This window comes from Mycolicibacterium vinylchloridicum, assembly GCF_013404075.1.
Lineage (GTDB): Bacteria > Actinomycetota > Actinomycetes > Mycobacteriales > Mycobacteriaceae > Mycobacterium > Mycobacterium vinylchloridicum.
On sequence record NZ_JACBJQ010000046.1, the window covers coordinates 20932 to 41050 of the forward strand.

General features: G+C 63.5%; 15 protein-coding genes and 1 pseudogene. 1 reads left to right on the forward strand and 15 read right to left on the reverse strand.

Going from position 1 to position 20119, the window contains the following annotated elements; translation table 11 throughout:
* Nucleotides 1-14: 14 nt before the first annotated feature.
* From eccA to HPC46_RS26885, 15 genes are all read right to left on the reverse strand, one after another.
* A complete protein-coding gene (gene eccA, locus HPC46_RS26815) occupies nt 15-1856 on the reverse strand; it encodes a type VII secretion AAA-ATPase EccA (protein ID WP_179475220.1) in 1842 nt (613 codons plus the stop codon).
* A complete protein-coding gene (gene eccE, locus HPC46_RS26820) occupies nt 1853-3046 on the reverse strand; it encodes a type VII secretion protein EccE (RefSeq protein ID WP_325096783.1) in 1194 nt (397 codons plus the stop codon). The genes eccA and eccE overlap by 4 nt, the downstream gene beginning before the upstream one ends.
* Entirely contained in the window at nt 2950-4740 is a 1791-nt protein-coding gene (locus tag HPC46_RS26825) for a type VII secretion-associated serine protease mycosin (RefSeq protein ID WP_179475222.1), read from the reverse strand. Before HPC46_RS26825 ends, eccE begins: the two co-directional genes overlap by 97 nt.
* Complete coding sequence (gene eccD / locus HPC46_RS26830) at nt 4712-6217, reverse strand: type VII secretion integral membrane protein EccD (protein ID WP_325096788.1); 1506 nt, start codon at nt 6215-6217, stop codon at nt 4712-4714. Before eccD ends, HPC46_RS26825 begins: the two co-directional genes overlap by 29 nt.
* Nucleotides 6218-6334: 117 nt before the next feature.
* On the reverse strand, nt 6335-7228 hold the full coding sequence (locus tag HPC46_RS26835; RefSeq protein WP_179475223.1) for an ESX secretion-associated protein EspG: 894 nt from the start codon (nt 7226-7228) through the stop codon (nt 6335-6337).
* The gene (eccCa, locus tag HPC46_RS26840) at nt 7225-11391 is read right to left on the reverse strand and encodes a type VII secretion protein EccCa (protein ID WP_179475224.1); all 4167 of its coding nucleotides are present in this window, start codon (nt 11389-11391) and stop codon (nt 7225-7227) included. The genes HPC46_RS26835 and eccCa overlap by 4 nt, the downstream gene beginning before the upstream one ends.
* Nucleotides 11388-12899 (reverse strand): type VII secretion protein EccB, encoded by a 1512-nt coding sequence (eccB, locus tag HPC46_RS26845; protein WP_179475225.1) that lies wholly within the window; start codon nt 12897-12899, stop codon nt 11388-11390. The genes eccCa and eccB overlap by 4 nt, the downstream gene beginning before the upstream one ends.
* Before the next feature lie 99 nt (nt 12900-12998).
* Complete coding sequence (locus HPC46_RS26850; protein WP_179475226.1) at nt 12999-13283, reverse strand: WXG100 family type VII secretion target; 285 nt, start codon at nt 13281-13283, stop codon at nt 12999-13001.
* A 10-nt stretch (nt 13284-13293) separates the two neighbouring features.
* Nucleotides 13294-13590 (reverse strand): WXG100 family type VII secretion target, encoded by a 297-nt coding sequence (locus tag HPC46_RS26855; RefSeq protein WP_179475227.1) that lies wholly within the window; start codon nt 13588-13590, stop codon nt 13294-13296.
* A 135-nt stretch (nt 13591-13725) separates the two neighbouring features.
* Entirely contained in the window at nt 13726-14025 is a 300-nt protein-coding gene (locus tag HPC46_RS26860) for a PE family protein (RefSeq protein ID WP_179475228.1), read from the reverse strand.
* A 52-nt stretch (nt 14026-14077) separates the two neighbouring features.
* Nucleotides 14078-15451, reverse strand: coding sequence for a PPE family protein (locus HPC46_RS26865; protein WP_325096784.1), 1374 nt, complete (start codon nt 15449-15451; stop codon nt 14078-14080).
* Entirely contained in the window at nt 15448-16764 is a 1317-nt protein-coding gene (locus tag HPC46_RS35810; protein ID WP_179475238.1) for a PPE family protein, read from the reverse strand. The genes HPC46_RS26865 and HPC46_RS35810 overlap by 4 nt, the downstream gene beginning before the upstream one ends.
* Before the next feature lie 447 nt (nt 16765-17211).
* Complete coding sequence (locus tag HPC46_RS26875; RefSeq protein ID WP_179475229.1) at nt 17212-17970, reverse strand: IclR family transcriptional regulator; 759 nt, start codon at nt 17968-17970, stop codon at nt 17212-17214.
* Between the two features lie 152 nt (nt 17971-18122).
* Nucleotides 18123-18347: a hypothetical protein gene (locus tag HPC46_RS26880; protein WP_179475230.1), complete on the reverse strand. Its 225-nt coding sequence runs from the start codon at nt 18345-18347 to the stop codon at nt 18123-18125.
* A 13-nt stretch (nt 18348-18360) separates the two neighbouring features.
* A complete protein-coding gene (locus HPC46_RS26885; protein WP_179475231.1) occupies nt 18361-19518 on the reverse strand; it encodes a 3,4-dihydroxy-2-butanone-4-phosphate synthase in 1158 nt (385 codons plus the stop codon).
* A gap of 217 nt (nt 19519-19735) precedes the next feature.
* On the opposite strand from HPC46_RS26885, the pseudogene HPC46_RS36055 reads away from it, so the two are divergent.
* A pseudogene (locus HPC46_RS36055) lies at nt 19736-19996 on the forward strand (enoyl-CoA hydratase-related protein); the annotation flags it as partial.
* Nucleotides 19997-20119: the final 123 nt, after the last annotated feature.

Genomic DNA, 20119 nt, shown 5'->3' on the forward strand with positions numbered 1-20119 from the left:
TCGGCCGCCGCGATTCAAGCGTCCAAGTCCGACTGCTGTTCTGCCACTGCGGCATTGAGGCCCTCGGCGAGGTCCTCGCGGGTGAGCGCAGTGAATCTCTGAATCTGTACGTCGGTGAAATCGACTTCGTCGGCGGCGAGCAACGCATCGAGGTCAGCGTCGTCGAGGCGGGCGCTGCGGTGGTCTCGAGCCCGCTCCACGACGTTGCGGACAAAGCCGGCGTTTCCGAGGACATCGATCGTGCGAATGTGGTCGCCGTCGTGGGAGATAGTCTCCTGGTTGTAGAATTTGGTGAAGGTTGGCTTGAGTACCGTCAGCGCGCCGTCGGCGATCGCGTCGCGTCCCTCGCCTGCCATCAGTTGGGTGAGGGCGATCAACTCGTCCGGGGTATAGCTGAAGAACTCGATAACGGTCGAGAACCGGCGCCGTAGGCCGGGATTGACAGCCAGCATCTGATCCATCGCCCGTGCATAACCCGCGCCGAAGACGATGAGTTCGTCACGGTGATTCTCCATGTACACCAACAGCGTGTTGATGATGGCGTTGCCGTAGGCGTCGCCTTGTGAGTAGCCCCGTTCGTGCAGAGTGTGCATCTCGTCGATGAACACGGCACCGCCGATTGCCTCATCGAGCACTTCCTCGGTGTTCTTCTCCGAGTCGGCCATGTAACGGCCTACCAGCTTGGCCCGACTCGTCTCCACCACATAGGGCTTCCGCAGTACCTCGAGTCCGCACAGTTGCTTGGTGAATGCACGCGCCACCGAAGTCTTTCCCGTGCCGGGAGGACCCACGAGCAGGGTGTGACGAGAAGTCGCCGGTACGGGAAGACCCATTTTGGCGCGCGCTCGGTTGACCTTCGTCGTCGACTTGATCAGCTGTAGTTCGCGTTTGGCACGTTCCATCCCGAACATGGCGTGCAGTTCGGCGTCCCCTTCGATGAGATACTGCTTGGCCTTCTGAGCGTGCTCGGCGGCCTCCTTCTCGGCTCGGGTGGGAGAACTGGCGGGATCCCAGGGGTCGGTCCTCGCCGCGATCGTCTGAGGGTCGCTGAGAATCAGTCGCAGGTCGGGTTGATCGAGCGCGGCACGGGCTGCGGTGAAAGACGAATCGCGCGAATACACCCGCCGCAGGATCTCGGTGGACTCGCCGTCGCGGGCCAGATGCCGCAGGCACATGGCTTGGCAGTACAGTGCAAGATTCGTCGCGGCCGGGATCAGGTCCAGCTCGGCGACTTCTTGTGCTTGGCGGCAGGCCTCCTCGAATACACCCAGCGATGCCAGCGCCTGCGTGACCATCGCTCCTGCCGCTGCCTTCACCTCTGGATATCGCCATTGCGTGGTCGCGGGGAACAACGTGATGACGCCCGGCCATCGACCGGTACGAAAGTGCAGAAGAGCGCGGACGTAGTTAACCACTTCTTGATCGTAGAATCGTTCCGGCACAATGGAATTAAGCAGATCATTGGCTTGAGCGAACTGACCGTCGGAGATCAGGGCCGTGGCATAGACGGCTGCCAGGGTCTCGGTACTGGTGATTGCCAACCGCAGAAACATGCCGTCTGAGACCTCAGGAAGGAACTGTCGCTCGTCGATTCCGAGGCGTCGAGTCTCCCAGCCGAACGAATGCGACGACGACCAGGCTTGAGCCAAGGTGTCGAGGCTGGCGTCCCCTGCCAGCACGCGAGCCAGCCAGCCGTCGCACATGCTGGGATCGATCGCGGTAGCCGTCGAGAACATTTGCAGCGCCACTTCGCGATTGTGTGACGGCTGCATGCCGTCCACGGAGATGCCGGAGGCCAGCAGACCGGCCACCATTGCTTTACGCGCGTTCAGGATATCGGCACGCGAGGTCGTCATCGGCCCGCGCCTTCTGGATCGAAGGAACGCCGACTCGAAGGCATCAACGGCAACAAGAGTTCTTCATCAGCAGCCAAGGGGCGGCGCGCAATGTCGAGTGACAGTTTCACGGGAACGGGAAGGGTTGCCTTCAGGGCAGCCAGCTGCTGTCCGTACGCCCGATTCAACCCGGCGGGCTTGTTGTCCGAGTCCGCGGCGCGGTGCTTTCGAACGAGTGCTGAGACCACAACAGTCTGTCCCGCAGCGGGTTCCAGCCGAATGACGGTGACTGTCGGCGCGGTGGCGTTGCTCAGCAGCGCATCAAAGGTGGCGTAGTGGATGTCGTGGGGAGATATCCACCAGCTCGACGCACTATCCACCTCCTCGTCTGCCGTGCGGCGCTTCAGCGTGCCGCACCGATGCTGAATTTCGTTTGGGTTCCACTCGATCAGCAAGTCCCGCTCGACCTCCGAAATCTCGTCGATCGTCAACGGAAGGACCGTGCAGTGTCGGCTCGTCATCAGATCCGAAAGTCGTTCGGTAACTGCCGAACACAACGATGCAACGCAGTCCCGCGCCGCGATGGCGCCGAAGTTCATCGATTGGTTCATCCGTACGATCAGCCAGGTGCGCGGCGGCGAGCCGTCCTGCCGGCCGCGGGTGACCGTCACGATGTCGGCACTGGACAGCCGCACGTCGAACTGGAATAGGCTCGACGCGACTGCCCCAATGGACAGCGTTTCCCTCTCGGCAGAGGCGTTGACGGCTGCAACCGACAACAACTGGTCGCGGTGTGCACGGACTCCGACTCCGTTGCGTCCGAACCGCCGATGGTGATCGACGGCGGCGAACTGGTGCGCGTCGATCGCTTCGACGCGCGCGAACCTGCCGAACAACCACGTGGAGAGCAATGCCGACAATATCTTTCGTCGCACCGTGACAGTGCCGAGAATTGCGATGATGACGGCCAGGGTAACGACTGACCACCAGATCCTGGTGTCGGCAGGCGGACCGACCGGCCATCTACTGGCTGCGACCAGTAGGGCAACGTTGATCGCGAGCACCGGGGTGACTGTGGACCACGAGAGGTCGATACCGATCGCGCGTTGCGACTTCATCTCTGCTCCGATCCACGTCGAGTCAACTTGAGCACCCCCGACGTCGCGCTGGCCCCCAATACAAGCAGGACGAGCGCGCCAGAGGCCACCCATATCGGTGTGGCGTCCGGCTTAGGAGGTATGGCCGGCACCGGCAGCGGCGCCGACATCTGCTGCGGCGGCTCCCGGCGTTCGTCGGGGACATCCCAGGTGAGGGCTGCCACCGGATCGACGATGCCGTGCCCGACCTCGTTGTCCACACCGCGCGCGGGTGCTCGCGCGGTCTGGACGAGGCGATTACGAACCTGCATCGCCGACAGCTGTGGATACCTTGCCCGGACGAGGGCGGCCACACCACTGACGAGTGCCGCCGCAAAGCCGGGCCCAGTCGGAACGAGCGTCGTGTTGTCCGGTCCGGCTACGGCATTAATCAGTCCGTCATCGCGTGGCGACAGCGATACAAGATCGGTGGCAGGTGCGGCAAGGGACACCCAAGGTCCGGACACGCTGGACTTGTCCAGAAACGTACCGTCCGAATCGACAGCGCCGACGGTGAGTACGTATTCGTCGAACCACGATGGCGTGGCTACCGTGGTGACCGAGTTCCATCCGCGGGGATCATCGGCGCGTGCGGGCCCTGGTGGTGGGTTCTGCTTGCAGTCGTGGTCGCCGACATCGCCGGCTGAGGCTACGACCAGGACATTGCGGTCGACGGTCACATACCGAAGGGCGGCGCCGAGCTCGACTTGTTCGCTGACGTTGCGGGCGTCCAAACACGCGACCTTGGACAGATTGATCACTTGGGCGCCCATATCCGCTGCGTAGACCACCGCGCGCGCTATGGTGCGGATCAAGCTGGCGGTCTGCCGTGTCTGAGGGTCCATCCCGTCGCCGTACGGGTCTTTTGTGGCGAACATCTGGCTCGAGACGCGGATCGAGATGATTTCGGCGTCCGGTGCGACACCCGTGAATCCGTCGGTCTCGGGTGGACTCATCGGAGGCGCGCTGGGGGCAGGTGCGTTCTGGAGGGGGTGGACACCGTGGAAGAGCGCTCTCGAAGTGACCGTGGTGGTGCCGGATGCCGTCGAGAGAGAGGCCGGCGCGATCTCGGGACTCGGCGTCGGGATCAAAGGCGGTGCAGGGGCATCAATCCCGGGAGCGAAGCCAGGCGCCAGCGGTGGTCCATCCGCCGGCGTAGGTGGTGGTGGAGGCTGCGGTGCTGGTACCTCCACCGTCACGGTTTGTGGTGGCGGTGGAGGGGGTGCGGGCGGTGGCGCCTCGGTCGTCGGTACCGACGGGGGACGGCGGGTTTCCTGTGGCTCGAGTCCGAAGCTGCCGTCAGCAGGTGCAGCACCGATCAAAGAGGCAACGATCGTGCCGTGGGCATCGCAATCCGAAAGCCCATCCCCACCGTCCATCACGTAGTCGCCACCGCCGACGAGATGAGGGAGTCTGGGGTGCGGAGTGACACCGGTGTCTATCACAGCCACCCGTACACCGGCGCCGCGGCCGAATTTCCACGCTTCGGGAAGTGACAGCATGTCCAAGAACTTCGGCCTGATCCGAAAGTCGGTGCCGGGCAGAACCGCAACGTCCGAACAGTATGAAGCCTGGCGCATCGGCTGCTCAGGGCTTGGCGTGCTGCTCGGTGGTGGCGCCGCGGGTCCGATGAAGGGTCGCTCGACACCTACTGCGAGCGGTGCCGTAGCCAGTGCCGCCGGCACAACCGATGTCACAGCCAAGGCGGTTGCGAGGAGGCGGCGGGCCACCGGTGCGGGGTTACCGGTAGCGGATTGCTTCGTAGACATTCATCATCCAGAGGACCAGGGGGAACAGCGGCATGAGGCAGAGGTATTCGACCCATTCGACCGCCTTGCGGAAGAGCGGGCTGTAAGTGGTGTTGGGCACCACCGCCGCGGCGATCAGTCCGAGCGCAGGAACAGCCAAGAGCACGACGACTCCGATGGCTAGGGCAAGTGGCGTCCACAACGTGACTGCGTAGCGCACCGACACGAGCGCGACGATGATCACCGCGGTGGCTGCCACGATGATCGCTTGTACGCGGTCCATGAAGGACCGCGCGCGCAGGACCAGGAAGCCGGCGGTCAACGCACCCAATACTATTGGCAGCCAACGGCGCTCGGCGCCCGGATCACACATTCCGGTCACACTGACCACCAGCAACGCGCCGAACGATACGAGCAAGCCAGTCAGGAACGCGCGCGCCCGCTCGGCGCGGACGACGACATCACGGACCGAGGCGGGCCCTTCGAGCACGGTGCTGCCGTCATCGTTGTGAACGACGGTAGGAAGTTCGGGGCGAGCTTCGAAGATCCACCGGCTATCGGCCGCAGGGAACACCGGGAGCCGAATACCGGCACACCAGCGCGCTATCGGGGCCGCCGACTGGTATCCCAGGACGCCGACGACGAACATGCAGCCGAGCAGTGTCATGACATTGACGGGTGCCAGCATCTGCACGACGCCCACGGTCATTGCCGCGAGACTGAGCATAATGATGACCGAATGGGTGGCCAGTGCGCGGCCCCCGCAGCGCACCGCCATGACCGAACCCGCCGCCAACACACCGAAACCCACGGCTGCATGCGGTGCCCCCACAGGGCCGGGTACCGCGGATGCCGTCGCGACGGCGAGCGCGGGGCTGCCTGTGAAGACCAGTACGTCGACGGCTGTGCGATCGAAACGTGTTTGCGCCCAGGCCACCATCACAGCGGCGATCGCGAAGACGGCGACGGCGATCGCAGCCGCGCTCGCAGCAGTCAGCCATGTGTCGTGGCGATACCGCCAAGCGGCGAGCAGGCCCACCGCGAGGAAGACCGCTACCGAGAGCATGCCGATACCGACCCGAACGGCTGTCGCAGGGTCGATCGCACGGTGCCGCTTGGACAGGCCAGCTGCTACGGCTGTCGAGATGTGTTCGGCGACATGGGTGCGGCGCTCGGTGTCTTCAAGGAAGCGCAGCCAGAGCAGGTCACCGTCCATGACATCCTGCGCTATCAGCGATTGGCTGTGTTGCAACGGCTTTCCATCGGCGCGACACAGAGCCCAACGCCCTCGGGCGGAGGAGTCCAGAGGTGCCTCGTCCAGTTCGACGAGGCGGTCGTTGACGACCGCCCGCAGGGGTTCGACCATGACGGATAGCGGCGCCTCCCCGTCCAGGATCATCCCGATCTGCGCACTGCCGGCCATGACGCCGATCAGTGCGGATCGAGTTGATGACGCAGCGGTGCACCGCTCGGCGCGCTCCGCCCGTGGTGCGGCGATGTCGGATTCTCCTCTGCTGCGGTGGTTCTCACCACTGGTGATGCCGGCAGTCGTTGTTTGCTGTGCCACATTGCCCTCGTCGTCTACTGTGCTGCGGAGTCGATGGGTGTTCCCCACCTACCGCCGGTGTCGCTCCCACGCACCGAACGGAAGTGTGTCGAGCAGGGTTTTGACGCCCACTCCAATGAATTGCGGCGTCGCGGGGCATATCGCCATCCAGGGTCGATCGGAGCCCGCCACGGGCGGTTGCTGATACATCGCGATCCGGCCTGACGAACCGTCCTTGATCGACAGCACCGACTCACTCGATGCGCGAGTGTCGTCGCGGTGCTGCCGTGCATAGACAACCGCTTCGGCGCGGGTGTCCGATAACGCCTGGCTGAGCGCGGCCAAGGTTGCCGGGTTCAAGCCCAGCCGGCGTAGTTCACGCGCCGCGAACACGTCGAAACCCGAATTCTGCCAATCTGATGCGGCGTCGACAGCCTCTTCTGTGGGGACAGTGACAGCAGTGATGTGCGCCGGCTCAGCCGGCGCGATCGCGTCGAGTGCATCGAGGACCAGGCCGGCGATTGACCCAGCGCCGGACACCGAGACATCGTCGACAGTGATGTCGGTACCTGATCGCACCGCCGACACCCAACGTTCGTCGCGACGCGCCAGCACGATCCGCAGCTCGCAATCGGAAACGACGTGACGCCCAGGGGCATCATCGGCGGCGGCTGCTCCATAACGCAACGGCTGCCGGGCCACCATCAGGATCACTTCGATGTCGGGGGCGCCCAACACCTCCATCCTGGCAGCGACATCTGGATGAATGTGGCCGTCGACGATGACACCCTGCTCCTGCATCACCGATATTCCTGGGTGCTCGAACAGCTCCGAATCTGAACCCGTCGAGACGTAGGGGCGACCCTTCAGCTCCGGCGCGACGTGACGAATATCCAACAGCGCCTGCAGCAACCATAGCCCTTCGGTGTTTACGGTCACGTCGGTCCGCTCGTGGACAATCATCTGTTCTCCTCTTCCGGTGTCAGTGCGGCGTCGGCAACCTGCACGAAGACGCCGGTATCTGCGGCCATCAACAAGCCGCGCCCGCGGGGCAGCGGTCCTCCTCGCATCTTGGCGCGGATGAAACCCTCATCAGGGTCGGCGTCCATCACCAGCAACGGAGCGTTCGCCTGATGTAGCGCTCGAAGCATCGGATCGCTGCCGGCCGACGACCAACCGCCGAACGTACGCGTGATGATGACGTGCAGCCCGACGTCTGCCGCTCTGCCGATCAACGGCGTGAGCCGCTGTAGTGGTGAGTCGTAACCTGTTGGTAGCAGCTGAATGTCGTCAATGATGAGGAATATCTCCGGCCCGCTCCACCAGGAGCGAGACAACAGCTCGTGTGCCGACAGCCCCGGTGGCGGTTCTCGGCGGTGCAGGACTTGAGCGAGCTCTTCGACCATCGCCGCGACGTTGTCGCCGCTGTAGGCGAAGCGCTCCAGGTAATCAGATCCCATGGTGGTCAGCAGCTGTCGCCGTGGATCGATCAGCCAGATCTGGGCGGATGGCCCCGTGGTCGATGAAGCCGATGTGGCGCCAGGCGCATACACCCGCCCGATCTCGGACATGATCACCGAAAGCGTGGTTGTGCGACCGCATCCGCGGCGGCCGGTGACCATCAGGTGCGGGCTGTCGGCGAAGTCGAGGTAGACCGGTTGGAGGTCCAACTCCGACATCGCCCAGGCGATACCACCGGCTCCAAGGCCTCGACGCTCATCCATGGACACGGATTCGCGGAGCAGACCGAGTCCGAAGCGGGACGGCAATCTCCGTATCGGTCGCGCTCGATTCGGTGTCATCTCGGCGATAGCAGACGACACCGTGCCGGATTCGAATGTGTCTGTCGGCGTGCCGCGCATAGCTGGCCGGGCGACGAGAGTGTGCAGCCCGGCTTGTGGGTCGGTGTCGAGACGAACGTAATTAACGGCCACCATGCCCCGCCCCGGCTTGGTCGGCACGTTCTGTGCGAACCGCGGTCGCACCAATCGGGCGTCTTCGACTGCCGCCAGCCGCAACTCAATGCGTGATCCGAATCCGCTTCGTACGGCTGGTCGCAATTCCGATTCGCGGTCAGCGGTGACGATCGCGTGCACTCCGAAAGATGGTCCTTGATTGACGATCTGGTTGATCTGCTCAAGGACGACTTCGTTCTCCTCGGCCAGCGCCCGATAGTTGTCGAGAACGAGGTAGATGTCCCCGAAGTTGTCCTCGGGAACCGCGCCGGGCGCGCCGGCGAACTTGCGCCGACGGAATACGTCTATCGAAGCGATGTCACAGGCGATAAAGCTTCGCCTGCGTTCTCGGACGAGTTCCAACAATTCGGCCACCGTTCGCCGAACACCGTCGGGATCCGTCGGGCCGACGACGCCGCCGACGTGAGGGATGTCGGTGACGGTCGTCAGCGCCGTCCCGCTGTACGCAAGACAGTAGAACTGCACCTGCTCGGGAGTGTGCGTGAGCGCCGCCGCGCAGATCAACGTCTGTAACGCGGTGGTCTTGCCTGCCCCCCCCGCGCCGAGAATCAATACGTTGGCGCCGGGGCCGGAAGTGTCGATGAGCCAAGGGGGTTGGTCGTGTTTGAACGGACGGTCGATGACACCGATCGGAAAAACGAGATCTCGGGCGGTTCCGTACGCGTCGCGCCAGCTGCGGCCTAGGTGCTGATCGACAAGGACATCGATGGCGATCGGCTGATCCAGCGGCGCCTGCCACAGCCGATGGGGTTCGAAGTCGATCTGGCGTAGCCGGTCGATAAGCACTGTGCCGACCTTCGGTACACGAATGGCGTCTTCGGCGGGGTGCTCGGATTTGGCGTCCGCGGCTGCGGTGTCGGCCGACGATGGCACGGGCTCGGCTGTCGTCATCTCGAGTGGCGCGAAAGCTGTGGTGAACAGCTGTGGACGAATGTAATCGACACCGAGGCTCACCGGTGCGGCGACGTCATCGTCGAATGAACTGCTGCGCAGGAAGTCTCGCCACAGGAACTCCGCTTGGAACTTGATGGTGTCCGCTCCGCTACGTCGGAAGTAGCCCACGCCTGCCTTGGCCGGCAGGTTGACTGCGTTGGGCACACCGGCGGCCTGTGCTGCAGCCGCTGTCTGAGCCTTGAGTACGAGCCGATAGCCCATGTTCTCCATCAGCTTCTCGGCGCGACTCTCGATGGTTTGTGACGCCATCACCAAATGCACCCAGTAGGCCCGGCCCTGCCGACCGATCGAGTCGAGCACGTCGACCGCTGTCGGCATGATCCGGAACCATTCGTAGAATTCATCGATCACGACGACGAGCATGGGCAGCGGAGCCATCTGCTCACCTCTGCTCTCCATCCTGCGCCTCAGCTCGTTGTATTCCTTTGCGCCGTCGACGCCGGCTGCGTCGCAGACGTTCTTGCGGCGCGCGATCTCGCCCCACATGGCCTCAAGGAATCGCTCCATCAGTGCCTGATCGTCCTCGAGGTCGGTTATGATCCGTGAGACGTGAGGCACGCCGGCGAACGGCTTGACCGCCGACCCGCCTTTGAGATCGGCGAGGACGAACTGCAATTCATCGGGCGGGTGCGCGAGCATCAGCGACGTGATGACCGTGCGGACCAGCGTGGACTTTCCGGAGCCGGTGGTTCCGGACATGACACCGTGCGGGCCGTCGCCGCCTTCGTCCAGGGACTTCATATCCAGGAACACGAGTTCGTTGTTGTCCGCGCGGACCCCGAACGGCACACGTAACCGCGACCGATCCGGTGAGTCCGCACGACGGTCCCACAACTCGCGGAAGTCCACCGTGTCGGGATCGTCGATACCATAATGCGACAGGATGTCTCGTGTACCGACTTGGACGACCCGATGCCCCATCTCCTCGTAGGCCTCGGCCAGTCGCCAGCGGGCGAGCTGCATCGCGAATTGTCCCGCCTCCGGTTCGGGCATCCGATCGGCAAGCGCGAAGAACCAGCTTCGATCATCGTCGCCGAGTGCAGTGTCCGCATCGCGCGGCTGCGCCTGGAGTGTGCCGTCGCCCTTGAACCGCAACACTCGGTGCGGCGCCTCACCGGCGACCTCGCACGCTCCCACCAAGTCGATGAAGGTGATTCCGTCGATCCCATCGGAAGTGAGTACGTACTCCCACTGGTAGTCTTCGACGTCGACGATCACGATGTGGTGGGGGGTCGAGGTGTGTGCGGGTATGCCATGTCGTGCCGGGGTGAACGATCCTCGACCGGCGAACAGTGAGTCCGAGTGTGCCTTCGCGAAATCGCGCGGTGAGGTGTACACCATTCTTGCGCTGCCAGCGGCGTCGGATCGACGACGATCGCCTACATGCGGAAGCCACTTCACCCAGTCCCACGCGGATGCCTCAGCCGTGACGACGATCATGGCGAGGTGATCGGGGCCGTGCGAGAAGGCCAGTTGACACATCAACGCTCGAACGAGATCGAGCACCCGCTCGCGGTCGCCCTGGATCCGATACCAGGGTTCGGCGAGAAGCGAGATCGTCTTTGGCAGGTTGTAGACGACGCTCTGGTACCGACCGAAGTCCCGAAGCGCTGAGACAGTGACGGGTTCGAGATCGATGTCCTCGGGCATGTCGTGCGGTTCGCCCCATGTGATCTCGGGCCGAGCGATACCGACTCCAACTCTGACGACCCCGAAGTTGAGGTCTCGGCCGTCCGGACTGCGCTCCCACATGCGGCTCGATCCGACTGAGGCGGCAAGCGTACAGGGTGCTGGATGAAACCAGCGGTATGATGCGTCCATCTCGTCAGCCGACCGAGATGCCAGCTCGCGCAACTCATCCAGCGTCGCCATGAACTTTGAACGTAGGGTGTCGAGTCGGGCCCGGCTGAGTTGCTGTCCACTACCTCCGAACCTGCCGCCGAACATCATCATGGCGATGCCACCGATCATCAGGATCGGGAACAGAGCGCCCGCTCCCATGAACATTCGCGACCCGCTGGCCACCGTCATGGCAACCATGGCGATGACGAGACCGGCGATCAGTACGCCGACCACCACCAGCCACCACGGCTTGCCTTCGGGAGGCGGGACGTTGATCGGCGTTGGCAGGACGATGTTCTCCGGCTTGACCGCTGGTGCCCGCTCCACGGTGGGTCGGGCGAAGCCGCGCTTCATCTCGGAACCTCCAGTGCGGCTGGATCTGTAGACATCGGCAGGGTGTCGTACCGCACCAACGCGTCGCTGCGCGAGAGCGTCGGCCCGGGGGGCAACAGGCGCAGCGCGGCCCAGGGTGCCGGACTCGGTTGTGTCGTCAATCCGAGTGCGTTACGGGCGTCATCGTGGTTGTCCACACCGAACCGGACCCCGGAACCCGACAACCACCACAACGAATCGGCAGACTGGGCATCCGGTTGGTTTCCCGTGGCAGAAACGAAGTTCGCGTGATCGGGCCCGTAGTAGACGTGATCGGCCGCGCTACCTGAAGTGTTCGTCTTGACCAGTGAAACCACCCGCTCGACTTCGCCGTGGGGGATGGGGAGCGATGGTCCGGCGACCAAGCTGACGCGTGCACGATTCTCCCCGACGGTGCGTTGCCACCACCAGCAGGTCGACGGATGCTCGGTAGGTTCGAGCACGGTCAATGGTTCAGGCGGATAGGCGGATAGGTCGAGTCCGTCGACGATGGGTAGCGTGGTCAACGTCGATGGAGGCACCACGATCTGCTGCCCGCCGGTTTCGTCTCTTGTGTTCTGGAGTATCTGTGCAACGATGGGCGAGATGGTCTGGACACCGTCGGCGAGTACCACGGAGAACTGCTGGGGCCCACTGATCTGGGGGGTCACGAACACGGTGCCCACGGCTCCCGGGGCGCCGGGAAAGCGCGCTGGGGCACCGGCTTCCGGTATGAGCGGCACCGTCAACTCCCTGCCGACGGGCAGCACGTTGAAGAGAGCTTGACTCATCGGCGGCGCCTGGCTTATCTGCTCCGGGCTGAGCCCCAAGGGTAGTAGAACGGCACGGTTGGCCGCGTCGACTCTTGATCGGTGACCGTCGCGGACCACCCAGGTATCCGGGCCGTACCGCAACAGCGCGGTGTCCGCTGGGGTCAGCACCTTTCGCCTGTCCGTCAGATCCGGGGTGCCGTTGATCACTGTGACGAGTACCGGCGATGACTCGGCTGAGCCCGGCGTCGGCGTGACGGAATCACAGATCAACCAGGATGACGATGTCGGAATCCTCGGCCGGAGATCTGATGGTGCACCCGGAATGCCGACCAGCGGTCCTTGAGGTTGCTTCTCGATCTCGGCAGGGCGCACCATCTGCGGATTGCCAGGGCTTCCTGCGATCAGACGCGCAGAGGCCAGATTGAGTGCAGGGTAGAAGGTTTTGCCTACGCGCACGTAAAGCGCACCGGTGTCCCGGTCGGCGACGATCGCGGCATCCCCGACTCGGCCGGCCGGGCTGATGAAAGACCACAGGAGTGCGCCGAGGCAGATGACCGCGGCGGCAGAGACAGACGCCACGACGGCCAGCGATTGGCGCCGATTGGGTTCCACCTCCATGCGCACCCGCCACCGCGTGAGCGCCAGTGCAGTACGACGGCCAAGAAACTGATGTCCGCTGACCTGCGTACGGGTGGACAACCCCAGTCCGTGTCCGGAGCGCCGCTTGGAGTCAGTCATGCCGCAGGCCATGTTCGGGAGATGCTGATGTCATTTGATGCCTATGCCATGGAAGCGGTTGCGGCAAGGCTATTTTTACGATGCCGCAACCGCATGCCATCAGAGCCAGCTAGATCCGACCGCACCGTCGGTGTCTGCCATGCTGTTACCTGCGGACTGAACGCGGTTGCCGTGGTTTGCGGCTTGTTGATAGATGATCTGGAAGTTGCGACCGAGCTGGGTGACAAAATCCTGATACGACATTGACCCGGCTCCTCCCCAGAAGTCCGATGCAGCGACGACGTCGCGGATGATGGCTTGGTGCTCGGCCTCGAGTGCGGCCGCCTGCGCCTTGATCACCGCGCCGTGCGCGTCGATGTCACCGAAGACGTAATTGATCGACATCTGGGTCTCCTTAGCTGCTCAAAGTGGCTTGTGAGGTGGCTTCTTGGTGCTCGTAGCTGTTGGCATCGCGAACCAGGCCGTCGCGAACCCCGTGAAGCATGGTCACGATGTTGCGGAACGCTTGCTGCATCTGAGCCATGGTGTCGTAGGAAGTTTGCGAGGCCACACCGCTCCAGCCGGTGCCGGAAATGTTGGCCGACGACGCCCACATCTTGCGAGCCTCGTCTTCGACGGTCTGGGCATGCAGATCGAACCGCGCAGCCATCGCCCGCATCTGGTGCGGATCAGTCAAGAACTGGGCTGGCATGTTTTGTTCTCCTTAAAGCTGTCGAATGTCTTAGTTGGGTGGAGATTGGCGCGACACCGCCGAGGGTGCGTTGTTGCATACAAGTGGCGTGCGGAACTGGTTGTCCCCCTTCGTTTGAGTGCTCAGCCGCCGAGTTCAGCCGACCGTTGCTGCGTTTGCAGCTTCGGTGGCGGCATACGAACCGGCGCTCGTTGACAGGGTCTCCACGAATTGGGCATGGATCACCGCGGCCTGCGCGCTGACCGATTGGTAGACCTGGGCGTGGGCGCTGAACTGGGCGGCAGTCAGTGCCGATACCTCATCAGCTGCAGCGGGCGAAAGAGCGGTTGTGGGACCGGAGGCCATGCGGTTGCTGTTTGAGACCGCAGCTCCGATCGCGTCAAGGCTGGCAGCTGCGGAGCTGAGGGCTTCAGGTTGAGCGTTGACGAATGACATTGACTCTCCTTGCTTCTCGATGATACTCGGGCGATGAATCGATGACGGTGGCCTACCGGTCGATGGCTTCCTTGATGAGCAGGGACGCTGAGCGCTTGAGGACGTCGCGCTCTCTGCTGGCATCGGCGATCGCCGCGCGCAACTGTTCCAGCTCGTCGCGCTCGACCGAGGACCCCGCGCTGCGTGATGACTGCGTGAGGAGGGGTCGGGCAGCAGCGTCGTCTCTGGCGGAAACTTCGCCCGGCAGTCGCGGGATCAGTTTGAGTCTGCTGCCTGCCCGGTCACGGGAGTCGCCTGTGCGGGGTGCGTTCACCACACTGCCCATCGCGCCCGGAGCTCCCATCAGCCCGCCAGGCGCTGCAGCCGGAACCGCGTTCGAGACGAGGGGTTCGGATGCGGCTGCCAAGCGGATGTGTGTGGTGGAGGAGTTGACCGATTGTGGTACGGATAGGCCGCCGACGGTGCTGGCGCGGCCGAGTCCGGCTTGGACCTCCCTGGGGGCGTAGGAACCGGCGAGATTGGTTCCGGCGCCGCCCGATACGCCCGACGCAGTCGCCGCGGGGGGTGCTGCTGCGGCAGACGCTTGCGCGGCAGACACTGCGGCCGCGGCGCCTTCTGCTGCGTTGACGCCCGGCCCAGCGTTGAATCCGACTCCCGAGATCACATAACCCGTCATGCTCAGGAAGCCCATATATGGGTTGAGACCGCCTACGAGTGCTTCGAAATCCTGTATCGGTTGGCTGGTGAGGATCTGCAGCAGGAAGTCGGAGATGGGACCGCTCAATCGCGCTTCCGCGGTGGCGTTTGTTGTTGTGGTGATGGCGTTGTGTGTGGCTGTGGTGGCGGCTTGGTTGACGGCGGCTTGTTGGTTGGCGATGCCGTCGGGGTCGGTGTCGGGCGCTTTGGCGGTGAAGGGTGTGAGTGTGCTGGCGGCTGCGGTGGAGGCGCTGGCGTAGCCATACATCGCTGCAGTGTCTTGGGCCCACATCTCGGCGTAGATCGCTTCGGTGGTGGCGATGGCAGGAGTGTTCTGGCCCAGGATGTTGGTGGCCACCAGCGATGCGAGTGTGGCGCGGTTGGCCGCAATCAGTGGCGGTGGCACTGTGGCAGTGAAGGCGGCTTCGTAGGCTGCTGCTGCGGCTCGGGCTTGGGTGGCAGTCTGTTCGGCTTGTCCGGCGGTGATCTGCATCCAGGTGATATAGGGCGCCGCGGCGGCGGCCATGGACGCTGCTGCGGGTCCGATCCAGGGTTGGCTGGTCAGTTCGGTGATGATGGAGCGGTACGCCGTTGCGGCCGAGCTGAGTTCGGCAGCCAGACCGTCCCACGCCGTGGCTGCGGTGATCATCGGTGCCGCGCCGGCGCCGACATACATCCGAGCGGAGTTGATCTCCGGCGGCAACAACCCGAAATCCAGTGGAGCGGTCACTTGTGAACAGCCTCCTTGATCAATCGGGCAGCCGCGTCACGCTCCAGCGCGACTTCGGCGTACTCGGCGCGCAGTCTCTCGAGCTCTGCGCGTGTCTCCGCGCTGAGGCCGGCACTGGTTCCTACCGGCGCATCGCAGATTTGCGAGGGAACGCCGCCGGGTGCATAAGGCACCTCGGGTAGCACTTTGACCCGACGTCTTTTGCGTGTCTTGGCGCTGTCGCGGGGGGCGTTCACCACGCTCGCCAGCATCGGCAAACCGCCGGCACCGGCCGCGGGGAGGGCATGTCCAACAAGAGGTTCGGATGCGGCTGCCAAGCGGATGGGTGTGGTGGAGGAGTTGACCGATTGTGGTACGGATAGGCCGCCGACGGTGCTGGCGCGGCCGAGTCCGGCTTGGACCTCCCTGGGGGCGTACGAACCGGTGAGATTGGTTGCGGCGTCGGTCGGCATGTCAGGTACTGCCGGCGGTGGTGGCACAGTCGGCATGGCCGCGAGTGCAGCTTTCGACGCTTCGATGGACATCTGCGTGGCGACGAAATTCTGCGGAACCACAGCTGCGAACATTCCGCCGACCGTCCAACTCATCGGTGCGGTCAGCGCACCGACGAAGGACGACATCGCTTGATTGAGAGGGCTGTTGAACACATCGAAGATTGGTTGAAGCGGCGTTCCGGCTTTCGCAACAGCTTCCGCGGTGGCGTTTGTTGTTGCGGTGATGGCGTTGTGTGTGGCTGTGGTGGCGGCTTGGTTGACGGCGGCTTGTTGGTTGGCGATGCCGTCGGGGTCGGTGTCGGGCGCTTTGGCGGTGAAGGGTGTGAGTGTGCTGGCGGCTGCGGTGGAGGCGCTGGCGTAGCCATACATCGCTGCAGTGTCTTGGGCCCACATCTCGGCGTAGATCGCTTCGGTGGTGGCGATGGCAGGAGTGTTCTGGCCCAGGATGTTGGTGGCCACCAGCGATGCGAGTGTGGCGCGGTTGGCCGCAATCAGTGGCGGTGGCACTGTGGCAGTGAAGGCGGCTTCGTAGGCTGCTGCTGCGGCTCGGGCTTGGGTGGCAGTCTGTTCGGCTTGTCCGGCGGTGATCTGCATCCAGGTGATATAGGGCGCCGCGGCGGCGGCCATGGACGCTGCTGCGGGTCCGATCCAGGGTTGGCTGGTCAGTTCGGTGATGATGGAGCGGTACGCCGTTGCGGCCGAGCTGAGTTCGGCAGCCAGACCGTCCCACGCCGTGGCTGCGGTGATCATCGGTGCCGCGCCGGCGCCGACATACATCCGAGCGGAGTTGATCTCCGGCGGCAACAACCCGAAATCCATCATCGCAGGGACACCTCGGGGGCAGGCGTCGAAACTGGACGACGAGCGCCTGCCCAATCGCCGATCGCCGTAATGCTCACTGGCCGAGGAGAATCCACTCCATCGATGGTGCGCCGGTTGTTGTTCACGCGGGAAATCGCCTTCCGGACAGTTGGCCGGTTCAGAGACGCGGCCGCAAAAGTTCGAAGCCCAGTGTGATGGGGGACACTCCGCGCTGCAAGCGTGGTTCCGGTGAGCGGAACATGCCTGTTGATAACGCGTTAATATAGTCAATGCACCACTTTGACAATACATTTCGGTAGAGCAGCGCGATCTTGGAGCTCCGCGACGGAACCGTCCGTGCGATGGCTTTCCTCGTTCGACACATGGCACGCGGAGGAACGGAACCACGAAACTACAACAGCCTTCACCCGGTTAGGGCCGGCTGCGGTCGGGCTGCCCGAGTCGCTAAGCCTGGCGCGTTGCCGACATCGTCTGGGGCGTGATGGCGAATCGACTGTGTTGTTCGTGCGCTTCGTTCGAGATATTGCGCGCTGTTGCCGACAATATGGGCGCGAGTCTACCTACGACAAGGCGGTGATTGGTGCCCGCCACCGACACCCCCGCAGCTGCAGAGAAGGCCGGCAGGGCAATGCCGAGGCAGGCGAGTTCGCTGCCATGATTACCTCTTTCGATGGCCAGGCCATGGTTGACCCGGACCTGGGCGAGCTCCCCATGCAGGCTGTTGAGAGCTGCTGCGGGGCTGTCGGTTCGACGGATCGCTGCCGCGGCGTACACGTCGTCGAGTGTCTCGGGTGCGAGCTGCGCGAGCATCGCTTTGCCCACCGCGGTGCAGTGCGCGGTTAGTCGCCGTCCGATCATGGAATGACTGACGTTAGCGAAATCACCTCCGGAACAGTCCAGAAAGTAAACCTCTGTCCGATCGAGGATTGCGAGGTGGGCAACCAACCCTGTGTGGGAGGCTAGCTCGTGAAGGTGAGGGAGTGCGATCGCGCGCAGGTTTGTGTGCCAAGCCCATCGGTCACCGAGGGCATAGGCACGATGACCCAGGTGATACTCAGTGGAAGACCGTTCCAACCATCCCAAGGCGACGAGCTGACACAAGATTCGATAGGTGGTGGTGCGTGGCAGCCCGGTACGGAGGGCGACATCTTCGTGGGTCAGCCGTCGACCCGGGTGGTCGAAGACCTCGACGATCGACGTCATTCGTTCGATCATCGAAGTGCCTGGGATCGCTGCCAGCGGTTGGGCATACCGGAGGCGTACGCCTGCTGACGAACTGGTTCGCGCACCCACGTCAGCCTCCCCTAGCCATTCCATCCTCTTCCTGATTAGCCGCCAATCCCTCTAGGGCGCGTTCAGTCAGCCGGTGCTGAATAACGTTCGTGCAGCTGGTGCAGGAGCTGGAGCCGCTTCTCCAGTCGCTGTGAAGTCGCGGGGTCCGAATCGTTCGTCAGCGCCGCGAGCTCCTTGCTGACGACGTCAATCTCTTCTTTGAGACGAAACTGGGCTTCGTCCAGCGTCAGGAGATCCTGGTCATCCCAGTCGGATTCGCCGAGAGTGCGAACTTCTTCCATCGTCATCTCCGTTTCGTCGTCAGATTGCCAATAGATGCGCCGCGTGTTTCCGCGCATCGGTTGCAGGCGGAAATGGTGATTGCTCAGCAGTTTTGAGAGTTGCGACCTCGGTGACCACTAGGCCGCGTGCATGGATAGTGTCCGGATCAAACAGACGGCCGGTGAGGACGCGAACCTCCCGTGCACCCAGATGGGCGAGTATTGCTGCACCCGAGGTCATTACGTCATCAGTGGGTTGTCCACCGCGGCCCGCAGCGTTGGTGTGGTCGACATGTCCGATTCCGGCTCGCGGTCCACGCAGGTAAACGATCACTCCTGCGCCGCTGTCGGAGATCGCCGCGCGCGCGGCGGCGAGGGTTGCTGCGCAGTCACAGTGGAGCCCGGCAAAGGTCTCGCCGGCACGGCATTCCTGGTGTAGATATGCGAGGACGGGAAGCCGAAAATCGACCGACCCGTAGGTCACGCTCAGGTGCTCGGATCCGCTGTTTTTATCCCGGAACACGCTGAACTCGGCCATCCCGGACATCGTGTCGACGGTAGACGACGAGATACAGTCCACAAGATCGGTCGTCCGGCGCCGGTGGCGCACGATTTCGTCGATGGAAACCATTACCAGTCCGTGTTCATTTGCGATTTTCGACAGATCGTCACGCCGGGCCGTGGCTCCGTCGGGGTTGACGATCTCGCACAGCAGACCCGCTGGTGGCTCTCCGGCCATCGCGGCCAGGTCGACGGCCGCCTCAGCGCGTCCGGCGTGGTCGAACAAAGTATTGGTGCTTGCGCGCAGTGGAAGAACGTGCCCCGGACGAGTCAGGTCGGCTGGCCGTGTACCCGGGTGCGCGAGCGCGCGGACGGTGGCCGCGCGATCGTTGGCCGAAATGCCAGTCGTGGTTCCATTGACTGCATCGACGGTTACTGCCATGTTGGCCGATAGGCCGTCGGCACGTCCTGGAAACATCATCGGAATCTCGAGCGCATCGAGTCGATCGCCCGGCATCGCAACGCAGGCAAATCCGCTGCAATGTCGGATTAGAAATGCCATCGCTCGCGCGGTCGTGTGCGATGCTGCCAACACCAGATCGCCTTCGCTGTCCGGGCTGTCACTGTGAAGCAGCACGACGAAGTCGCCGCGCCCAATGGCGATGATGGCTCTCTCGACGGTGTTCCCTGCGCTCATTTCGTGGTGCTCCTCATCCTGATGAATGTCGGCCCGAATCGCAGGCCCACACCGCGCCGAAGCCGGCCTGACTCCGTTTACCGGATTCGGTGTATTGGCCGAAAGCTGCGAGGTACGGTGCGTGGGTACTGAATCCTGGATGCAGGTCGACGGTATCGTTTCTGTGTCCTATATCGCAAGCTTTTCGGCTTGCCGAAAGAAAGACAGGTCACATCAGATGAGCGAGTTTGTCGAAGACAAAGTGGTCGATTATTCACAACGCGGTGCTGTCGCAGTGATCACGATGACACGCGCTGCATACCGCAACGCCCAGAACAACCGCATGACCTATGAACTGGACGATGCGTTCTACCGCGCCTCCGAGGACGAGTCCGTCAAGGTCGTCGTACTGGCGGGCGAGGGCAAACACTTCTCGGCCGGCCATGACATCGGGACGCCGGGGCGCGACATGGATGTGCACTTCGCGCGGCGGGCGGTTGCGTCCAGCAGAGTGGTGTACGAGTCGGACCTGATCAGCGGTACCGGCGTGTCGTAGCCGGATGAATGAAGGTCATCGCGTGATTCTTCGAGAGACCCGCGAAAGTCACTCGAGCAAAGGAAT

Excerpts from the sequence above, each read along its gene's own strand:
- HPC46_RS35810 (WP_179475238.1), bottom strand. The coding sequence starts at position 16,764 with ATGGATTTCGGGTTGTTGCCGCCGGAGATCAACTCCGCTCGGATGTAT.
- HPC46_RS26885 (WP_179475231.1), bottom strand. The coding sequence starts at position 19,518 with ATGAGCGCAGGGAACACCGTCGAGAGAGCCATCATCGCCATTGGGCGC.
- HPC46_RS26875 (WP_179475229.1), bottom strand. The coding sequence starts at position 17,970 with ATGACGTCGATCGTCGAGGTCTTCGACCACCCGGGTCGACGGCTGACC.
- eccE (WP_325096783.1), bottom strand. The coding sequence starts at position 3,046 with ATGGGTGGCCTCTGGCGCGCTCGTCCTGCTTGTATTGGGGGCCAGCGC.
- HPC46_RS26880 (WP_179475230.1), bottom strand. The coding sequence starts at position 18,347 with ATGACGATGGAAGAAGTTCGCACTCTCGGCGAATCCGACTGGGATGAC.
- HPC46_RS26825 (WP_179475222.1), bottom strand. The coding sequence starts at position 4,740 with ATGTCTACGAAGCAATCCGCTACCGGTAACCCCGCACCGGTGGCCCGC.
- HPC46_RS26860 (WP_179475228.1), bottom strand. The coding sequence starts at position 14,025 with ATGTCATTCGTCAACGCTCAACCTGAAGCCCTCAGCTCCGCAGCTGCC.
- eccCa (WP_179475224.1), bottom strand. The coding sequence starts at position 11,391 with ATGAAGCGCGGCTTCGCCCGACCCACCGTGGAGCGGGCACCAGCGGTC.
- HPC46_RS26855 (WP_179475227.1), bottom strand. The coding sequence starts at position 13,590 with ATGCCAGCCCAGTTCTTGACTGATCCGCACCAGATGCGGGCGATGGCT.
- HPC46_RS26835 (WP_179475223.1), bottom strand. The coding sequence starts at position 7,228 with ATGATTGTCCACGAGCGGACCGACGTGACCGTAAACACCGAAGGGCTA.
- eccB (WP_179475225.1), bottom strand. The coding sequence starts at position 12,899 with ATGACTGACTCCAAGCGGCGCTCCGGACACGGACTGGGGTTGTCCACC.
- eccA (WP_179475220.1), bottom strand. The coding sequence starts at position 1,856 with ATGACGACCTCGCGTGCCGATATCCTGAACGCGCGTAAAGCAATGGTG.
- HPC46_RS26850 (WP_179475226.1), bottom strand. The coding sequence starts at position 13,283 with ATGTCGATCAATTACGTCTTCGGTGACATCGACGCGCACGGCGCGGTG.